An 18,998-nucleotide genomic window follows, 5' to 3' on the forward strand; every position below is an offset into this window, starting at 1 on the left:
CAGATAAATTTCCCTGCCTTACAACAAGTAAAGCAGAGAAACTTTAATCTTATTAAGCCATTTTGGTCTAAAAACTCATTATCAGTTTTTGATAACACGATATATATTAACCGTATCAGAAATTACATGTACCATATAAATACCGCTGCTTAACGGCTGTGAAATATTTGAAGTATTCAGTTCGAAATAATCTTCCTTAGTCGTTTTATCAGAAAACATGAGTTTACCTGTAATATCATAAAGCGCTACCAGTTTCTCTCCAATTGTATTTCCTAACGGAATATTTACAACATTAGTAAACGGTACAGGATAGGGCTTTGCGCCTGCCCTTGCAATACTTTCATTTGCACCCGGTGCTGCCATCCTCATTCCTGAACCTGTTGCAATAATAGGTGCCGCATAGCCAAATAATTCTATTTCGGCTACCTGTAATGTAGTACCGGAATTATTGGTCATATTCAGCCTGAAGTATTTAAAACTTTTATTATTGGTAAATGTAAACGTCCTTTTTTGGGTGCGTGAAGCAAAATCTTCGCCAGTACGTGTATCAATCGTTGTCCATGCCGAGCTATCATTAGAGCCTTGCAGTGTCCAGTTTAACGGATCCCTTTCCGGCGCATCGTTACCCGATGTAATGCTGTAGCTGTTTAGTATGTAGCTTGTAATACCCTCATAAGTTACATATGCCGAAGCATGAAACGTAAGATATTTTGTGGCACTGCTATTATCGATAATCTTGCTCACTACTTCGGCAGCAGGAGAATCATTATACTGCGATGTAATAGTCCCGCCAAGATCAGTAATATCAACATTACTTACAGGTGTTCCATACACCTCCAGTTCTTTAATAGAATAGCCCCATATTGTAGGGCGTTGTGTGCCATAAATGCGCACATAGCGTGCTATATCGGCCAAGGCGGCATGATTATTAACTTCGTCAGCATTATTTTTTATTGATTTGATGGTCTGCCAGTTAGTACCATCATGCGAAACCTGGATAAGGTAAGCTGAGGCTTTAGCAGTTTCCCAGGTAATTTTTATCTGGTTTATTTCATATGATGCCCCCAGGTCTACAGATAGCCACTGAGGGTCGCTGTATGGGCTCTCCCAGCGGGTAGCTGTAGTGCCGTCTACCGCATAACTGGCCTGATTAGTACCATAAGTGCCCGAAACCGTTACTGCTTTGTTCAGCGCCAGGTTATCTGCCCCGGTATTGCTGGTATATGGCGAGAGCCCCAGAAGGTCAGTCTGGATGTAGCGCTGCCTATACCAAAATTTATCTTTCCAGGCATCACTCCACCCCTCCCATGAGTTTACAGAGTATGATATCTGGAATTTACCGTTAGGTAACTGGTGGTGTATGTTAGGCAGGTACCACCAGTATTGCTCATCGTCCGGTATGGTGTAAATTGTTTGCGCTGTAGTCCATGGGCCCTGAGGGCTTTGTGCAAAAGATACCTTTACATCCCTGCTTAGTACCGGCATAGATATCTGGGCATAATTGCCTTTTTGCAGTTTGATAAAGCTTTCTGCTCCAACAGGATTTACAGATTGCGACTGGCTTACATCGGTTACCCAGGTGCTGCCATTATAAAAACGCCAGGTACCTTTAGTACCCAACAGGTCGCCTTTAGCACAACGGGCTACGTGTGTATACCTGTCCCAGGTGCCCACGTTTATTGTTTTATACAAATAGATATAATTACCGTCTTTAAAAAAAGACTCATAGCCATTTGTAAAACTTTGTTGCTTGGTAATACCTTCCAGCACAAGACCCGGATAAGAAAGCGTTGCTACATATGTTCTGTTTGTGGCAACAGCTCCTGCGCTTTCATTTAAAAGTTCTACAAGGTAAACCAGTATTTTATTCTGGTCGAGTATTGCGTCGCCTACCCAGTAAAAGTTGTCAACTCCGGGACTGGGCGATGCCTCTATAGATTCGAAATAGCGTGTTGTAGTACTCTGGCTACCGGAATACCTGCTGTGAAGCAGTCCGTCAGCTTCTTCCACAACCATTGCATTTCGCAAGAACTTTGCACCGGAATTGTGAAATTCATTGTCTGTAATATCATTTGTGCCATAGAACGAGTCGTTGAAAAAATAAGCTATCCTTCCGTCAGGTAGTTGCAACGAAATATCATTATCGCCTGCTGTCCAGCCCCATCCGGCAGCATAAGAGGCATTCCATTTAAAGGTTTGCTCTACATCAATAACGCCGCTATCCTGGTCTAATATTTCTACCCCATCAATATAATAGGTTGCCGCATTTTGATAGAAAAAGTTAAGGGTAAGCGCTGTAGAGAGTGTTTTAAACGGCAGGTGGTACAGCTTCCAGTGCGGTCTGATTTTATAGTGTACTTTTTGGGTTTCATTACCGGCTACCGAAACATACAAATCGGCATCGGCACTGGCTTTCGCCCAAAATCTTACTAGGTATGTGTCTTTAGGGGTATCTGTAAAAGTTGTATTTGTAGATTTTATAGCCTCCTGTGTGCTACCCGCCTGGGTAACTACAACTTTTAGCGATTTAGTACCTTCCCTAAATTCGGTTGTTTCTGAACTAAAAGTGGCTTGTCCGCTTGAAAAGGAATTACTCCATGAGGAAGTTACTCCGTTTTCAAAACCACCATTTGAAATAATCTGGGCATAGCCACTACATACAAAAACAAATGCAATAGCAAGGGCAAAAAGATAACGCTGCTTCATAAATTTGATTTTTTATTTAAACGATTAATTTCACTAAAACGTTTTAGTAATCAGGCTGTAATTTTCCCCACAGTTGTTTTTGTCTAGAATAAAAAATTGTATTGGGAAATGACTGTGATTTTATTAAAATCACTAAAACGTTTTAGCTAATTTAGTTAAAATATTTTAACTTCCAAATTTTAAAGCCATTATAATATCAAATCTTAATTTTTTCGCTGGTTTAGCGGCAAAGTAGATTCTCTTGTTTCAAGAGTAGTATTTAATATTTTAGACTCATATCCCTCGTTTTCTTCTTTACTCTTCAGTAATTTCAGCATAAGGTTCATGGTTTCTTTAGCCATACTTTCAAGAGGCTGGCATATAGCGGTTATGGATGGATTACAAATAGTAAAAAGCTCATTATCGTCAAAGGTAATGATACCAAGTTTTTCTATACGCTCAGGAAAATGCTTACGCAATACCTCCATGCCCAACTGTGTAAGATAATTTGTTGCAAATAGTATAGAATCCAGATTCGGATGTTCAATAAAAAAGTCTTTTACTTTTTCCCTGCTTGTTTCGCTCGTGTCCAGTTCAAAAGGCAGCAGTAGTATGTTTTGCTGCATCCCGTTCTCATCTGCATATACTTTGTAACCGTTAAGGCGGCCCAGCATTTGGGTTTGTGTAACATCTATCGACATAAACGCCGGATTGGTAAAGCCATTTGCAGTAAGGTGTTCAAGCCCCTGGACAGATGCCTTTTGATTATCGATACCCACATAATCTACATCCATACCCTCATAATACCTGTCTAATAGTACAATAGGAATATTTTGGGTTTGAAGTGTTTTAAGTTTCGACTGTAAACCCGGAGACGGAATAATTACAAAACCATCTACCTGCCTGTCGTTAAACAGGTCGATAAGCTCAAGCGATTTATTATCCTGGTTCTCGTTGCTGCAAAACAAAACCTTGTATCCGTGCTTGTAAGCAGAGTCTTCAAAAATACGCGCAAGTTTAGAAAAGAACGGGTTAGAAATATCTTCGACCATAAAAACGAGGATTTTCGATTCACCCGTACGCAGGCTTTGTGCCAGCTGATTGGGCTTATAATGTACCTTTTTTACGTAGTCTAAAATATTTTGGGTAACCTCATCAGATATGCGTTTTTCTTTTGCTTTACCGTTAAGTACAAAAGAAACGGTTGTTACCGAAACACTTAGTTCTTTTGCGATATCTTTAATTGATACACGTTTGTTTTTCATAAACTTGAAATTTAAAGCATGGATTGTGTCCTGCTTTACTTAATATTTATTCAAAAATAATTTGGTAAAGTTACCTATTTCTGAAATTGATTGTTAAAAAAAAGCAACTGATACTGTATGGCATTCGCCCAAAACTCCCAGGTGTGGCTCCCGGGGCTTGATATAAAAGTATGCTGAACCTTACTGACAGCAAGCTTTTCATGCAACTGCACATTGGCATTATAAAAAAAATCGTCTGTACCACACTCAAAAATAATTTTTGGAGAGCCTGCATTAAATAGCGATACCATATCTATAACACTATACATTGAACTGGCTGTGATATAAGAAGGTTCATCGCCTACATACTCCTTAAGCTCCCAGTTCTTTTCAAAAGGTTTAAGGTCTACCCCACCACTCATACTGCCGACAGATGCGTATACATCCTGGTGCTTTAGCGCAAGATACAGCGCGCCATGCCCACCCATGCTAAGGCCTGTAATGGCACGGCCTTCTTTTTTAGCAATGGTGCTATATTTGGCATCAATACTACTAACCAGTTCTGATGCTATGTAGGTTTCATACTTTGAGTCCTGCTTTAATGGGCTGTCTATGTACCAGCTGTTATAATTACCATCTGCACATACAATAATCATGTTATAACGGTCTGCATAGTCTTTAATGGCAGGCACTTTTTTAACCCAGTCACCGTAGTTTCCACTGTAGCCGTGCAGTAGATATACTACGGGGTATTTGATTTTTCGCGAATACTTTTGCGGCGTAATTACTACTGCCTTTATATGCTTTTGCATACTGTTACTGTAGGTATCTACTGTGTCTACTTTTGCAGCAAAAACAGTAAAACCACAAAGCAGGAGCAGTACTACTGCCCCCGCCCTAAAACGTGTTATAATTTTATTAAGCATTTGTTTTATTTTGAAATTCCCCAGCTTTTATTAGGCTGCGGCCCCATCTCTAAAATGAGTTCGCCACCCTTTATTATTTCGCTGTAATCTATATAACAACGATCATATACTTTGCCGTTTAATCTAGCAGATTGTATGTAAACATTTTTGTCGTTATTATTTACTGCCCTTATGGTAAAAGCATTATCTGCATCGGCATTTAAAGTTACCTCCTCAAAAACAGGGCTTGTAATTTCATATCGGGTATCGCCCGGCGCTATAGGATGAATGCCCGATGCTGCAAGTATATACCACGCCGACATCTGTCCTACGTCTTCATTGCCCACAAGGCCTTCTACTGTGTTTTTATAAGCCTGCCTGCAAATAAAACGGGTATATTTTTGGGTAAGCCATGGTTTGCCTAAACGGTTAAACAAAAATGGCACATGGTGTACCGGTTCGTTGGCATGATTGTAATAATCATTCCACATCATATTATCGGGGGCGTTTTCAAAAAAACTTGTAAGGTCATCTATTACCTTATCTGTACCGCCCATATGCTGTACCATGCCCTCTATATCCTGCGGAACAAACCATCCCTGCTGGTAGGCATTACTCTCCATACTGCCGTACCACTGCTCCAGCCTGCCTTTTGCAGGCCACGGAAACCAGTTACCGTTTTCATCCTTCGGGCGGAACCATTGCTTTTCAGCATCAAAAATATTTTTGTAATATTTTGAGCGTTTCAGGTACTCGGCTGCATCTGCTTTTTTATTTAAAGCAGTAGCCATTTGCGATACGCACCAGTCAAAATAAGCATACTCTAATGTATATGAAATACCAAGGTTGCCCGGAGTATAACCTTTTTCCTGGTTGCCAAATTTATTGACACTGTTTTTAGCCAGCTGGTATGCTTTTTCTACATCATATCCTCTGATGTTTTTATTATAAGCATCTGCAATTACCGATACCGCAGGGTTACCCAGCATACAGCCACTATAGGAATTTAAAAACTCCCAGCGCTCCAAGTAATCTTTATCTTTTTCATCAGCCAGTGTTACCAGCGAGTTTACAAGGTCATTAACCAGTTCGCGGTTTATAATGGTTTGCAGCGGCATCTGGCTCCTGAAAACATCCCACCCGCTAAAAATGGTACGCTTGGTGAAATCTTTAGATGTATGTGTTTTAAAATCTCCGCCTATGTAGCTGCCGTTTACGTCTTCAAACACACGCGGATCTAATTGTGTATGGTATAGGGCTGTATAGAATATCTTCTTTTCTTCCTCAGTACCACCCGTAACTTTTATTTTATTTAATGATGCATCCCATAAAGCTGCTGCCTTATTGTGGGTGGCATCAAAATCAAAGCCTTTAATTTCGGCATCAAGGTTTTCTTTCGCATTCTCAATACTGATGAATGATATACCCGATTTAACTACTACCTGCTCTGCTTCCTTAGTTGCAAACTCGGCATAAAACCCAAGGTGTTTACCTTCTTTTTCATTTTCTCCCGGCAGGATCTTAGCATTGGCTATACGCTCCTGGTATTCTTTAGACGTAACATTTTCAAGTTTCCTTGGCCCATCCGGTATCCCGGCAGACCAAAGACCGTGGCTTTTAAACGGCTTGCTAAACTGCGCATAAAAATGCACGGTATAGTCTCCTTTGCCTTCGCCATTGCCCCAGCCACCGCCATCGGGCGTGCATTTCATCCATCCTTCAATAGTATGGTCGTCAACAACTTTTACATATTGTAATGTTGATGTACCCCCTACCCTGCGGGCAAGGTCTATCTGCACTCTCGATGCTTCGCTTTTAGGAAAGGTAAAACGTAGCATTCCACTGTGCGGTGTTGCCGTAGCTTCGGCTATAATGTTACTTTTGGTAAGCTTTACTTTATAATATCCTGCAGAAGCTTTTTCTGAACTCTTATCGTAACCTGACCTGTAACCCGCCTCCGGATTTTCAGCTGTACCGGCACTGGTTTTTAAAGGGCCAATTGTGGGCATTACTAAAAAGTTGCCCAGGTCGCCGCCCCAGCCCACACCGCTCATTTGTGTAAAGGCAAACCCCTCTATGGTGGTATGCTCTGAGCTGTAGCCTGAGCCATTGTCTCCACCTGTTATGGTGTTAGGGCTAACCTGCACCATACCATAAGGGGTATCTGCCCCGGGAAAGGTTTTACCCAGGCCGTGGTAAATACCGGCATCGCCCACACTGGTACTCGCACCAATAAATGGGTTTACATAAACCGAAGGACGCTCTGCAACTGTTGTTTTACCGGCACAACCTGCAAGTAACGCGCCTATAAAAAGTATCGGGAGTTTTTTCATGTTATTCGCCAGCTAAAACCAGTTCTATAGTATGTTTTACAGGTTTGTTCATTGTGTAGATCATATCGGTAATACGCTTCATGTCGTCTTCATACATTTTTCTTACTTCCTTAAACCTCATTGCATGATAAGTCTGCGATTTACTTGGTATCCAGCCCTCTTTTTCTTTTGCCGCCAAGTCTGATGCTTCCTGGCTATCGGCAAACAGCAGGCCTTTTTCTTTGAAATAATTAAACTGCATCCAGTAATAATTCCTCAGCTTATTTTCAGTTTCAGCACGCAGGTCGTTAAGATACATAATATCTCGGGCTTTTTTATACTGTGGTGTAGGCAGTACTGCCATATTAATACCCGTTGCAAGCTGTTCTGCCGTAAAGGTTGCTATTTTTCCGCCATCTATTTTTAGTTCGTATTTTCCTTTTTTAAGGTTTTGCACTTTTAGCGTCTCGCTGTCAAACTCTTTCAGGAAAGGATATACCGCCAATGCTTCGCTCTGCTTATGGTCGTTACCCCACATAGTAGAGATTGAATCTATAGGAAACGGCAGTGACTTTGCCTCATACTCCAGCTTAATACCTGTTTTTGAAGTGCTGACAATATTTGTTGTGGCATTGACAGATTTGGTTACTTTTTTCTTGGCAGCATCTATGGCTACATCAGCAACCGGCTGGCCTGCAAGCCCCTGGTCTTTAAGAAACGTAGCCGCCATAACAAGGTGTCCGGGCTTACCCGGGTGTATACGGTCAGACCCTGTAATGGTATAGCTTGGGTCTTTCTTCTGCTCACGCTCAGTAAGCTCCAGCATAGGGTGATAGAGGTCTACAGACTGCCATTTATTTTCTTTAGCTGTTGCCAACTGAAAAGCTACGATCTCTTCCATCGCCTCTTTTTTACCGTCAAAATTATTTGACTCCAGCTTAGCCGAATGGTCAAACGGAGAACCCGTCATAATAATAGGCGTTATCTGCGGATTAGCCTTAAACTTTTGCTGCATCTCCTTAAAGTTTTTCAGAGAATTGGCTATCCTTTGCTTGGCAGTTTCTTTAGCATCGTCCTTATAAAATTCAAAATAGCCACTATCGTTCATGCCAAAGGTAAGTACTACCTTATTCGGGTTAAGGCGCAGCACGTCTCCTTCAAAACGGGCATTCATTTTTTCGGCAGTATCACCACCAATACCTACATTCATCAGCTCCACACGCATATCCGGGAAGTGTGTCATATAATACAGCCAGATGTAATATTCATAAAAACCGGCTTCGGTTATACTGTCTCCTAAAAATGCAACTTTATCTCCCGCTTTAAACGGCTCTGCTGTTTGTGCGCTGCCGCACAATGCACAAAGCATGGCAACGCTTAAAAATATTCTTTTCATATTATGTGATGTGTGTATCTTGTTATTGTTGTAATACTTTTATTGTCCTGAAGCCAAATTGCGGTATGGCCAGTTCTGTTTCATAAACAGTACCTGATTTTTTTACAGTAAGGCTGCCTTCGGTCTCTCCGTTTAACTTTACAAGGCCGGCATTACCGGGATTAAACCCGAAACTTACCTTGCCCGGAGTGGCATCGCCCTCGGCATTAAATATCCTGATATATAATCCGTCTTCCTTTTTTTCTGCCGATACAAGTTCCCATCCTTTTTTAGAAAGCTGTAACAATGATTTTTCACTAACAGCAGGCTTTTCAGTTACCAGCCTGGCGCGCAGTGGTTCTTCGGCATTACGGTTCTGTGTCCAGATGCCGGCATCTTTCCAGTTCCCTTTGTGTGGTACCAGTACGTAGTTTATTTCGGTAGGGCCATCAATGGTATAGTTCCTGCCCCACAGCCCTGCTCCAGAAAATTGTACGTTAAGCCCTAATGGAAAATCTTTACCGTGGGTATAGGTCGTGGTGTGGTCTGTAAAGAGTGCGCAGCCATATTTACCATCATTATCAGTCACGTCTACCCAGTTTACAATGATGTTGTTTTTAATGCTGTCCCAACTTTCAAAAAATGTATCATCAAGCTGGCTTTCCAGCACATCAAACGGTGCGTTCTTAAATATGCGCTGCCCTTTTAAATTTAAAGGAAACAGGGTAACCAGTTTTTCTTTATCATTATAGAATGCTTTCGTGGCAGGTTCTGCCTTAGTTTTGTATTGATCAAAAGCACCAATGCCTACATTGTCTTTCCAATCGATCTTAAGGTTAAAATCGATACGTGGGTTATCATTGGTAAGCGTTATGGTTTTGGTTACTTTAGTGCTTAGGATTTCTGTAATTACCTCAACAGCAATAAAATTCTCACCCTGTGCTTTAACCCTTATCTGGGCAGGAGCAGTATAGGTGTTCTTTGAGCCGCCATTATTATAGAAATTGCCCTGCAGTCCACTAAACTGACCGGCAGCAGTTTCATCTACAAACTCTTTTTTATCAAGATCCTTGGCGATAAGGCTGGTTATAGCACCTCCCTTTTTAGCATCGAATGTAATTTTGTAGCGTTTGCTTTCAACCTCAGTAATGTCATTTTTCTGCTTAAAAGTAATCGCCGTTTTTTTTGCGGAAGCTTTATTATCTATCTTCAAAACCTTATAGCCAAATGCAGGTACATCAGCCTTAAACTTAAGATACGTTTTATCATTATCTGATACTACATCTGCTACAAGGCTTTTCTTGTTATCGAGCAATGAAATACCAGTAGAGTTAAACGCCTCCGGCACTTCTAACGTAACATAATCTGCACGGCTGTAGCCCGATGTATTATAAACTACTATGTATTTTGAATCAGCTGTGGCTTCTCCTGTAATTATTTCATCGCTTACTTTATTAGTAACACCTGTCCAGTCTTTAACCATATCTGCCCAGGTATTACCGGGTTTGCCATTGTAAGGCACTATCCAGCAGTCATGGTGTTGTGCCAGTAAAAGCTGCTCCCAGGCATTATCAATTTTATCATTCGGGTATGTTTTTCCACCTGCAATAAAATCAATCACGGCTGTTTTTTCTGCCTGAACGATATTATTTTCTGCAACACGTACATTTTGAGCCAGTTGCTGCAATACCTGCGAACCCCATACAAGGCTTACCTGCACATCTTCCTGGGTAAATTTCCATTCCGGTACGTTACCCGATGTATCGGTTATATTTTCAAAATAGTTGCGCCATGTAGTGTAAATACTTGGCTTATATTGTTTACCCTTTAGCCAAGGGCCCCACTCCCAGCCTGCATCCTGAAGGCACATACCCACAGGCTGCTTAATGCCATAATCAAAAGCATTGTTTATATACTCCGGCGAATTGCCGCTGGCTATAGTTTCCCATGTACTGCCGGGCTTAAGGCTTTCAATTTCATAACGGGGCACGGTAAGTATACGCGACCCATCAGGGCCTGTCCAATACACCAATTCACCCCCGTGGGCGCGGGTATAACCACCCCAGCAGGTATTAGGGTTTTTTAATGACGCGTATTTAAAACCAAAAGAATTAAGTATTTGCGGAAGCGCACTGGTATAGCAGGGTTCCTCAGAAGAATAACTCTTATACTCAGCTTCCGGAAAATGCTGCCTGAGCATTTTTATGCCGTAATAAAACTGGCGGATGATACTCTCTCCCGATGTATTAAAAAAGTAACTCTGCCCAAAAGCAGGATTTACATACTCTACTTTAGCACTACTGCCTTTTACGGCAAGCAGTCGCTGTAACTCTGCATAAGCAGCAGGATCAAGTTTCTTTTCCCTCTCCCAGGTTTGGGGTTCTATTTCCAGGTTTACCCTCCAGCCCGGATGTTCATTAATCTGGCCTATGATATATTTTGTATAGCCCTCTGGGTAATGTCCCCAAATGCCCCCATGAAAACCATCTACAAAATATGCCTTTTGTTGTGCTACTGCATTATATGGTTTTACCAGGGCAGTTGCAAACAGGAAAAAGATACCAAGCCTCTTAATATTCATCTCAAAAAATTAGTAGGGTGAGCACAATAAGTGTTTAGCAAATTAAAAAATAATAAAACGATTTAGCAACAAATAATGAAATAATTTTTACATTATTTTCAACATATCGAAATGACAAAACGTTTTAGCAAATTTTAATCATAAATAATTACTTTTACAATTAGCTAAACTAAATTTTTAAAATGAAAATATTTATCGCCAAAACTGTCTTGTTGCTTACTTTTTCAACAGGACTTTATGCCCAGGACAATATTGCCGCACCTGCGATTGCAGGAGACTTTGCCGACCCCTCTATTATCCATGCCGGAAAAGCATATTACGCCGTAGGCACCTCATCAGAATGGGCGCCCTACTTCCCTATCTACACTTCTAACGATTTAAAGAAATGGACGCTAAAAAGCTACGCCTTTGATACGTTACCCGAATGGGCTTCGAGTTCGTTTTGGGCACCTGAATATTTTTACCACAATAATACCTATTATATATATTATACAGCACGCAGAAAGTCTGATAATGTTTCATGTATTGGTGTAGCTACTTCAAAATATCCTTACCGGGGATTTACAGACCGTGGTATTGTGGTGGCATATGGTAAGGAAGCTATAGACGGTTTTGTATATAATGATAACGGACAACTATATATAACCTTTAAAGCCTACGGGCTTGACAACCGGCCAATAGAACTATTAGGCAGTAAACTGAACAGTGACGGACTGAAGATGGAAGGCGAAATATTTTCGCTATTAAAAGATGATGAGCGTATAGGCATGGAAGGACAGAGCATTTTAAAGCATAACGGTGTGTATTATCTTTTTTACGCTGCCGGCGGATGCTGCGGTGGTGGATGCAGCTATGAGGTGCGGGTGGCACGCTCTGAAAATATTACAGGTCCTTTCGAAAAGTATAAGGGCAGCCCACTACTACAGGAAAGTGAACAATGGAAATGTCCTGGTCATGGCACCTTTACTACAGATGACAACAGCCAAATGTTCTACCTGCACCATGCGTATAATAAGAAAAGTATAGTATTTACCGGCAGGCAGGGCTTGCTTTCTAAACTATCGTGGAATGAAAAAGAGGGCTGGCCTGTGCTAACGGCTACTCCTTTTAAGAATACACCTGATAAAGGATTTAGCGATAGTTTCGGCAGTAAAAAACTTAACCCTTACTGGCAGTATGATTTTAGGCATGCCACACCAATCATAAAACAAAAAGATGGCAAATTAACACTCACAGGCAGTAGCAAAGAAGGCAACCTTTCGGGCATTGCATTAACGGTAAGGCCTGAGTCAGACATTTTTGAAATGGAGGCTACAGTTACAAACTACAACAATGCTTTAAAAGGACTGGTTTTTTATGGCGATGCCAATGCCGCTATAGGTGTAGGCATTACAGGAAACAACATTACATTCTGGAAAGTGAAAGATAATATCTATTCTGAAATAGAAAGTGGATCTATAAACACAAAAAATCCGACACAGCTTAAGCTGATTACTTCGCCTGACCATACCTGTAAGGCATTCTATAAAGATGAAAATAAGTGGATTGAATTGTCCTCTTCTACTTCAATAGACTTTTTACCGCAATGGGACAGAAGCCCGCGTGCCGGATTACATTTTAAAGGAGATGTAAATGAAGAAGCAGTATTTGACACATTTAGTGTTAAGTACAATTAACGAATCGTATTAAAATAAAAAACCGCGGCAGGAAATCCTGCCGCGGTTTACTTTTATCTCCAAAAAATATTATTTCACACTTACCTGAAGCGGATTGGCAATTATTTCAGCTTGTTTTTTTAGCTGCCCTTCCCAGTCTGCGGCATCTTTAACCTGTCCGCTTTTTTCCCATGCAAATCCGGCGTAATAGGTTAGTTTTTTTGCAGGTTTAGTTACTACAAGCAGGTTGCTTTGGTCTGCCTCCTTACTTTTATGAGCAAAAGCTTTTTGTACTATATCAGGATCCATTAAAAGTGCTTCGCCAAGAAAAGCCCCATCAATTTTTTCCTCATGGGCAAAAACACCTTCTTCCTGCTTAATAAAAGTTGTCCCTTCGTTTTTGTGCAACGTAATGCCCACCGTATAATTTGGCAAGGGCTTTTCAGCATTGTAGCTTACTTCTATCTTAGAAAAATTAGTAGCAAGATCTAAAGATATACGTTTGGTTTCTTTAATATTAAAATCACTATACGGCGCATACGTAAGTTCAAAAATAGTGCGTAATGGCCCTGTAGCGATGGTTTTATATGATACAAAATTTTTAGAAACCAGTAGCTTTTCATTATCCCAAACCCCGGTACCACCCGTACCGCGACTCGCGCCCACATGATAAGGGTCATACCCTTCTCCCCTGTCAGTATGATAGTACATAGGGTCTGAAATATAACCTTTATACCAACTGTTGATTATAGGCTGATCTGTACGCTTCAGCCACAGGTCGATACCACTTCCTAAGGTACCATTCTCACGCTTTTCCTCAAAACGCTTTTGCGCATCAGGGCCGTATACCCTAAAGGCTACACGGTCGTTTTCCCAGGCATAATCGTCTGTACGCTCAGGTACAAAACGGGAATAGGTGGTTAGTTCGCTTTCTGCTACAGGCAGCGCAGCATCTACTACAAAAACATATTTGGTAAAACCATGCGGCGGCACTTTTGCAAGCAATAATACTTCATCATTCTTTTTATCGCCATCATAATCTATCCATTGGAAAGGCTCCTGTTTTCCTGTTGTGCTGTTTTTTATACGGATATCCTTTTCCTTTTTCCCTCTCAAAAAGGTTTTCAGGCTTTTTACAGGAACTGCTATTACTTCATTTCGCTCAAAATCGAGGGTGTTTTTTACAGTCACGGTAATTGCATCCTGAGCCTGAACCCCAACCGATAATGCAATGATACCTGCACATAAAACCCGCCTTAAGTAATTCATATTTTACTTTTTAGTATTTGCTGCCTTTTCTTTAGCAGCTATTTCATTATAATAGGCCTGCAATACATAGAACGCTTTTTTCTTTTCGCCATTCATGCTTATAAGCCCTTTTGTATTCCAGCCATTCTGGTAATTGGGATTGTTTCGCTTAGGCGAACGGAAATCCGCCAGTATCCAGGGAGACAACCCGCTAAAGCTATCCGGGAAACGTTCTTTAAACATTTTTATCTGCTCCTCATAATACCACGCCTGGTACTCTTCGCTAAAGCGCGCGGTTTTATCTGCATGAAAGCCAAAGTTACCCTCTGCACCTGTTTCGCTTATAAAGAAAGGCTTATCATAGCCTACTGTCCACTTGGCCTCACGACAGGCATCGGGTGTGCCACGATACCAGCCCAGGTATTCATTCAACGCTACAATATCTGTAAACTGACCTAACGGATCATCTACATGGTTTACACCCTCGTTATAGCCCACCTCAAGCGCAGCAGAAATAAGCCTTGAGCCATCAAGCTTCTTCGCCATTTTAGCCAGTGTGCTCATAAACTCTGTGCGCACAGGGCTAATCGGGGTTTCATTCCCTACCGACCAAATGATAATGCTGGTACGGTTACGATCGCGTGCTATCATTTCGGTAAGCTGTTTTTTGGCTTTCGCCAAAACCTCCTTGTTGCCAAAATCTATCGTCCAGTATACGGGTATTTCGCTCCATACCATAAGCCCAAGCGAGTCGGCAACTTTTGTCATGTGCTCATTATGCGGGTAATGCGCCAGGCGCACCATATTGCAGTTAAGTTCTTTTGCCCAGCCCAGTAATTGCAGGGCATCTTTATTACTATGCGCACGCCTTATCTGCTGCGGAATTTCTTCGTGTATGCTTATGCCCCGCAGAAAAACCTGGTTGCCATTCAGTATAATCTTTTTACCGGAAACTTCTATTTTCCTGAAACCAATTTTCTCAGAAACCACATCCTTTCCAATACTAAACTTCACAGTATAAAGCTTAGGGTTTTCAGGAGACCAAAGGCTCACTTTCTTTGCATCTAAAGAAAAAGCAATGCTATCTCCCGTTACGGCAAACTGCTGCTTAACTTTAAGTTCCGGAATTTCTAAAGTCACATTTCCGGTTGGGTTTCCGCTTACTTTTGCCCAGCCTATAAATTTGTAGGTTCCTTTCTTTTTAGCAGCTGCAATGTCCTGTTTAGCATCTAACTGCAAATTATATTGCGATATAAAAGCCTGTGGTACAACCACCAGTTTTATATCGCGGGTAATACCGCCATAGTTCCACCAGTCGGTATTTACGGTAGGCACCTCATCGGCATGACGGCGGTTGTCTACCCGCACTACCAAAAAGTTGCCTTTATCTTTTAGTAATCCGGCAGGTATCTTAAAATTAAACGGCGTAAAACCACCTTTGTGCATCCCCAGCTTTTTACCGTTAAGGTATATATGGGCTTCATAATTTACCGCACCAAAATACAGGTATACATCTTCGCCCGACGTAAGAGCCGGTTTGTCAAAATCGCGTTGGTACCATACCGTACCCTCATAATACAAAAACTGCCTGTCCTGGCTGTTCCAGTCGCCCGGCACCTGTATATTGTACGGGTCTTTATACCCGTGCTCCGTCCATTGCGTTGGGTCTTTTGGGGTACTGTCATTCCAGTATGCGCCGGCATCTTTTTCAGGGCGTTCTTTAAATCGGTAGTCATAAAAACCCGTATCATAAGGGTCTACAATATAGTGCCAGGTTCCGTTTAAGGATACTGTTTTTCTTGCGTCAGTATTTACAATGAGGTCATCCTGGGCGTTTGCACCAAACAGGCTACCTAAAACTGCAATAGCAGATAAAATTAAATTCTTCATAGATTTAGTAATGTATAGATGTTTATGGAATGTATAAGTATTATAGCTTTTTAAGACGCATCAGGGCTTCGACAAAGTAATAGTCGCCATAACTCAGCGGCGTGTCTACTTCAGTCTTATTAGGCATATTACCTACACCGTGCTTTAGCAAAAATCCGCCATTAGTTTGAGGCGCGGCAAAATACTCAGGACTCATTAGCGCGGTAAGCATGGTTTTAGCATCGGCGATATATTTTTTAGCTAACGGTTTATCTACATAACCGCCCAGCTCAATAAGTGCAGATGCTGTTATGGCTGCCGCCGAAGAATCGCGCAACGCATCTGGAATGCCCGGCGCCTGATAATCCCAGTATGGAATTAAATCTTTTGGCATGCCCGGATAACTGAGTATATAACCTGCAATCTTCTTAGCATGTTCCAGGTATTTTTTGTCCTTAGTTTCGCGGTACATCACGGTATAACCATACAAGCCCCATGCCTGTCCACGCGCCCACGATGAACTATCTGCCGCGCCCTGGTTGGTTATCTGCCGTACTACTGCGCCTGTGTTTATGTTATATACCACCTCATGAAACGAACTGTAATCTGTCCTGAAATGATTTTTCAAGGTAGTATTGGCGTGATTTATAGCAATTTCCCTGTACGTAATATCTCCGCTGAATTTACTTGCCCAAAACAGCAACTCCAGGTTCATCATATTATCAATGATTACAGGCATCTCATCTGCAGCAGCATGGTTCCACGGGGCAGGATTCCAGGATTTAATACATTTTGCTATAGGATTATATCGTGTAGCCAGGGATTTGGCACTGTTCATCAGTATATCTTCATACTCTTTGGAAGGTGAAAGCCGCTCAGCATTGCCAAAGCTGCAATACATCATAAAACCAAGGTCGTGGGTAGATTTGTTATATTGTTCCCTTTTAAGGTCAGCAAGGAAAGCCAGTGCTTCATTTTTCAGTTCGGGCGCATTTTGGGCTTCATCAAGATAGAGCAATGTACCGGGATAAAAGCCACTGCACCACCAGCCCGAATTGCTGGTTTCAATTTTGTTATTCTCAAATGTTTTAGGATACTGCCCCGGCGACACCTGCGTGGCAAGGTATTCGTACTGTTTTACCGAAGCTTTTAAGGCTTCATCGGCTTTTAGGTTTAGCGTTGATTTTGTTGCGCAGCCAGTAAGCACCAGCGCACTTAAAGTAATTGTGGATAGATGTTTTATCATTTTTGGTATTTGTATTTTTAAACATAACATGCCCGGATACTGCATGAGCGAATAGTAAAACTATCCTTTTAAATATATACCCTCAGGGCAATGCAAAAACACAAAAAACTGTTTTTACATTACTTACCATCCATTCACCTGCTAAAAAACAAGCTTGCACTACAACATAAAAGGTTTGGCTAACAAGTTGCAATATACGGATTTCCCATGGCATCAATCGTTATAGCAATAACGGCAGGTGTTAAATTATAAGCACGAGCTATTGAGCCGCACAAATATTATTGAATAGTGTAGCTTAGAATTTCTAAAAAAAATGTCTTGACTAATTAACGGAGCGTGTAATTAAAATTCAAAGTTGAAGCCTTTTTTGGTAAGCTTCTCATAAATAGCCGGATCAAACTGGTACAGTTGCGCCGCACGGTGTGCCACATCTTTCTGTTTTTCATCTAATGGCACTAAGAGCCCCATCCTTAAAAATTTCCTCCTAAAGTTTGATTTATCCATAGTTACACCCAGTATCTCTTCATACAACTGCATGAGTTCAAAAAGTGTAAACTTCTCCGGGAGCAGGTTAAAACCAAGTGGAGCCTGCTTTACACGGTTGCGCAGGTTAGACAGGCTGTAATTTAATATCTCGTTATGGTCGTAAATAAGTTTAGGAATGTCTGAAATTTTATACCATTGTGCATCAGCTGCCGTAAAACCTGCTTTTACATTATAGTCTTCGCGCTTTACAAGCGCATAATAGCCAATGGTTATAACCCTGCCCAACGGAAAACGCTCTGTATCGCCAAATGCCTTAAGCTGCTCCAGGTAAATATTTTCCATGCCGGTAAGCTCTGCCAGCAGGCGCTGTGCCGCGGCATCAATGCTTTCGCTTTCTTTTATCCAGCCACCGGGTAAGCCCCACTCGCCTTTACGAATACCCTCGCCGTGCTGTATAAGCAGTACTTCCAGGCTACCGTTATCAAAACCAAACACAACGCAGTCTATAGTAATGGCATTCATTACCGTGCGTTCTACAACTTTTCCTGACTCTTTGTCGATAAATTTTTTAAGCATGCTTTTCCTTAGTAAGAAGACAACGAATATAGTAAAATCGGGTTGTTTATTAATATAATTCGCTAACAAATCAAAAATTCTTCATCGTAATATGGTAAATCACAATTATGAACATGCAAACATTCATTTTTCATTAAACCGATTGCTTATCTTTGGGTTACTAAACCAATCTGAAATGAAACATATTATACTGGCAATAGCCGTTAGCCTCTCGCTTCCGGCATTTTCGCAAACTGCACCGCCAAAAGCCGAACAACCTGTACACTGGAATATAAAAAGGGATGGTGAAACCATTAATATGAATTTTCCGCCGGGAACCTTTTTAAATGGTAGCGAAAAGCTGGTTATTGAGGGAATGCCTGTAAACATTGAGCTAAATGACATCAAAGAATTTATTAATATGGATGGTTATCCTGACCTGCCCGATGACATTAAAATATTAATAAACTACACTACCAAAAATATAAAGCAGCCTGTTACCTACGAAGAACAAAATACACGACAGATGGAATACAAAAAATCTGAAAAGGGTCATACTATGGTATTTTGGCACGATACTTTTGTATATGACGACAAACCAACTAAATTTAAAGCTGCGAGGGTATCGGGCAATTCAATACTTACGCTTACAATAGACAATTCAGCATCAGGAATGGATGCAGATAAAACCAAAGACCTTTTGTACAGCATTCTTAATGATACTACCGTTACCCAGGACCCAAAGCAGGTAATTCCGAAAACATAATACCTCTCCTTGATTACCACAGCTTTTATTGATTCTTAAAATATTGATTTATCAAAATCAAAACATTAGGC

Annotated in this window: 12 protein-coding genes; 2 read left to right on the plus strand and 10 right to left on the minus strand. The window is 41.2% G+C overall.

Features of this window, described 5'->3' with window-relative positions; translation table 11 throughout:
* Positions 1–81: 81 nt before the first annotated feature.
* From DYH63_RS13065 to DYH63_RS13090, 6 genes are all read right to left on the minus strand, one after another.
* On the minus strand, positions 82–2,706 hold the full coding sequence (locus tag DYH63_RS13065; RefSeq protein ID WP_116789228.1) for a DUF5005 domain-containing protein: 2,625 nt from the start codon (positions 2,704–2,706) through the stop codon (positions 82–84).
* 203 nt (positions 2,707–2,909) lie between these two features.
* On the minus strand, positions 2,910–3,950 hold the full coding sequence (locus DYH63_RS13070; protein WP_116789229.1) for a LacI family DNA-binding transcriptional regulator: 1,041 nt from the start codon (positions 3,948–3,950) through the stop codon (positions 2,910–2,912).
* Positions 3,951–4,024: 74 nt separating this feature from the next.
* Positions 4,025–4,855: an alpha/beta hydrolase gene (locus DYH63_RS13075; protein WP_116789230.1), complete on the minus strand. Its 831-nt coding sequence runs from the start codon at positions 4,853–4,855 to the stop codon at positions 4,025–4,027.
* Between the two features lie 5 nt (positions 4,856–4,860).
* A complete protein-coding gene (locus DYH63_RS13080) occupies positions 4,861–7,167 on the minus strand; it encodes a GH92 family glycosyl hydrolase (RefSeq protein ID WP_116789231.1) in 2,307 nt (768 codons plus the stop codon).
* Between the two features lies 1 nt (position 7,168).
* Positions 7,169–8,542, minus strand: coding sequence for an SGNH/GDSL hydrolase family protein (locus DYH63_RS13085; RefSeq protein WP_116789232.1), 1,374 nt, complete (start codon positions 8,540–8,542; stop codon positions 7,169–7,171).
* Positions 8,543–8,564: 22 nt separating this feature from the next.
* Positions 8,565–11,102 (minus strand): glycoside hydrolase family 38 C-terminal domain-containing protein, encoded by a 2,538-nt coding sequence (locus tag DYH63_RS13090; protein WP_116789233.1) that lies wholly within the window; start codon positions 11,100–11,102, stop codon positions 8,565–8,567.
* 182 nt (positions 11,103–11,284) lie between these two features.
* Between DYH63_RS13090 and DYH63_RS13095 the strand changes: the two genes are divergently transcribed.
* Entirely contained in the window at positions 11,285–12,778 is a 1,494-nt protein-coding gene (locus DYH63_RS13095) for a glycoside hydrolase family 43 protein (RefSeq protein WP_205528249.1), read from the plus strand.
* A 69-nt stretch (positions 12,779–12,847) separates the two neighbouring features.
* Here DYH63_RS13095 and DYH63_RS13100 read toward each other — a convergent pair whose 3' ends face one another.
* The 4 genes from DYH63_RS13100 to DYH63_RS13115 all read right to left on the minus strand — a co-directional run bounded on the left by DYH63_RS13100 (position 12,848) and on the right by DYH63_RS13115 (position 18,182).
* A complete protein-coding gene (locus DYH63_RS13100; RefSeq protein WP_116789235.1) occupies positions 12,848–14,026 on the minus strand; it encodes a BT3233 family polysaccharide utilization protein in 1,179 nt (392 codons plus the stop codon).
* A gap of 3 nt (positions 14,027–14,029) precedes the next feature.
* Positions 14,030–15,895, minus strand: a complete 1,866-nt coding sequence (locus DYH63_RS13105; protein WP_116789236.1) for a glycoside hydrolase family 2 protein — start codon at positions 15,893–15,895, stop codon at positions 14,030–14,032.
* 40 nt (positions 15,896–15,935) lie between these two features.
* Positions 15,936–17,120, minus strand: coding sequence for a glycoside hydrolase family 88 protein (locus DYH63_RS13110; RefSeq protein WP_116790833.1), 1,185 nt, complete (start codon positions 17,118–17,120; stop codon positions 15,936–15,938).
* 342 nt (positions 17,121–17,462) lie between these two features.
* Positions 17,463–18,182, minus strand: coding sequence for an NUDIX hydrolase (locus DYH63_RS13115; protein WP_116789237.1), 720 nt, complete (start codon positions 18,180–18,182; stop codon positions 17,463–17,465).
* A 175-nt stretch (positions 18,183–18,357) separates the two neighbouring features.
* Here DYH63_RS13115 and DYH63_RS13120 point away from each other — a divergent pair, with 175 nt between their 5' ends.
* Positions 18,358–18,927 (plus strand): hypothetical protein, encoded by a 570-nt coding sequence (locus DYH63_RS13120; protein WP_116789238.1) that lies wholly within the window; start codon positions 18,358–18,360, stop codon positions 18,925–18,927.
* Positions 18,928–18,998: the final 71 nt, after the last annotated feature.

The organism is Flavobacterium psychrotrophum (assembly GCF_003403075.1).
Classification (GTDB): Bacteria; Bacteroidota; Bacteroidia; order Flavobacteriales; family Flavobacteriaceae; genus Flavobacterium; species Flavobacterium psychrotrophum.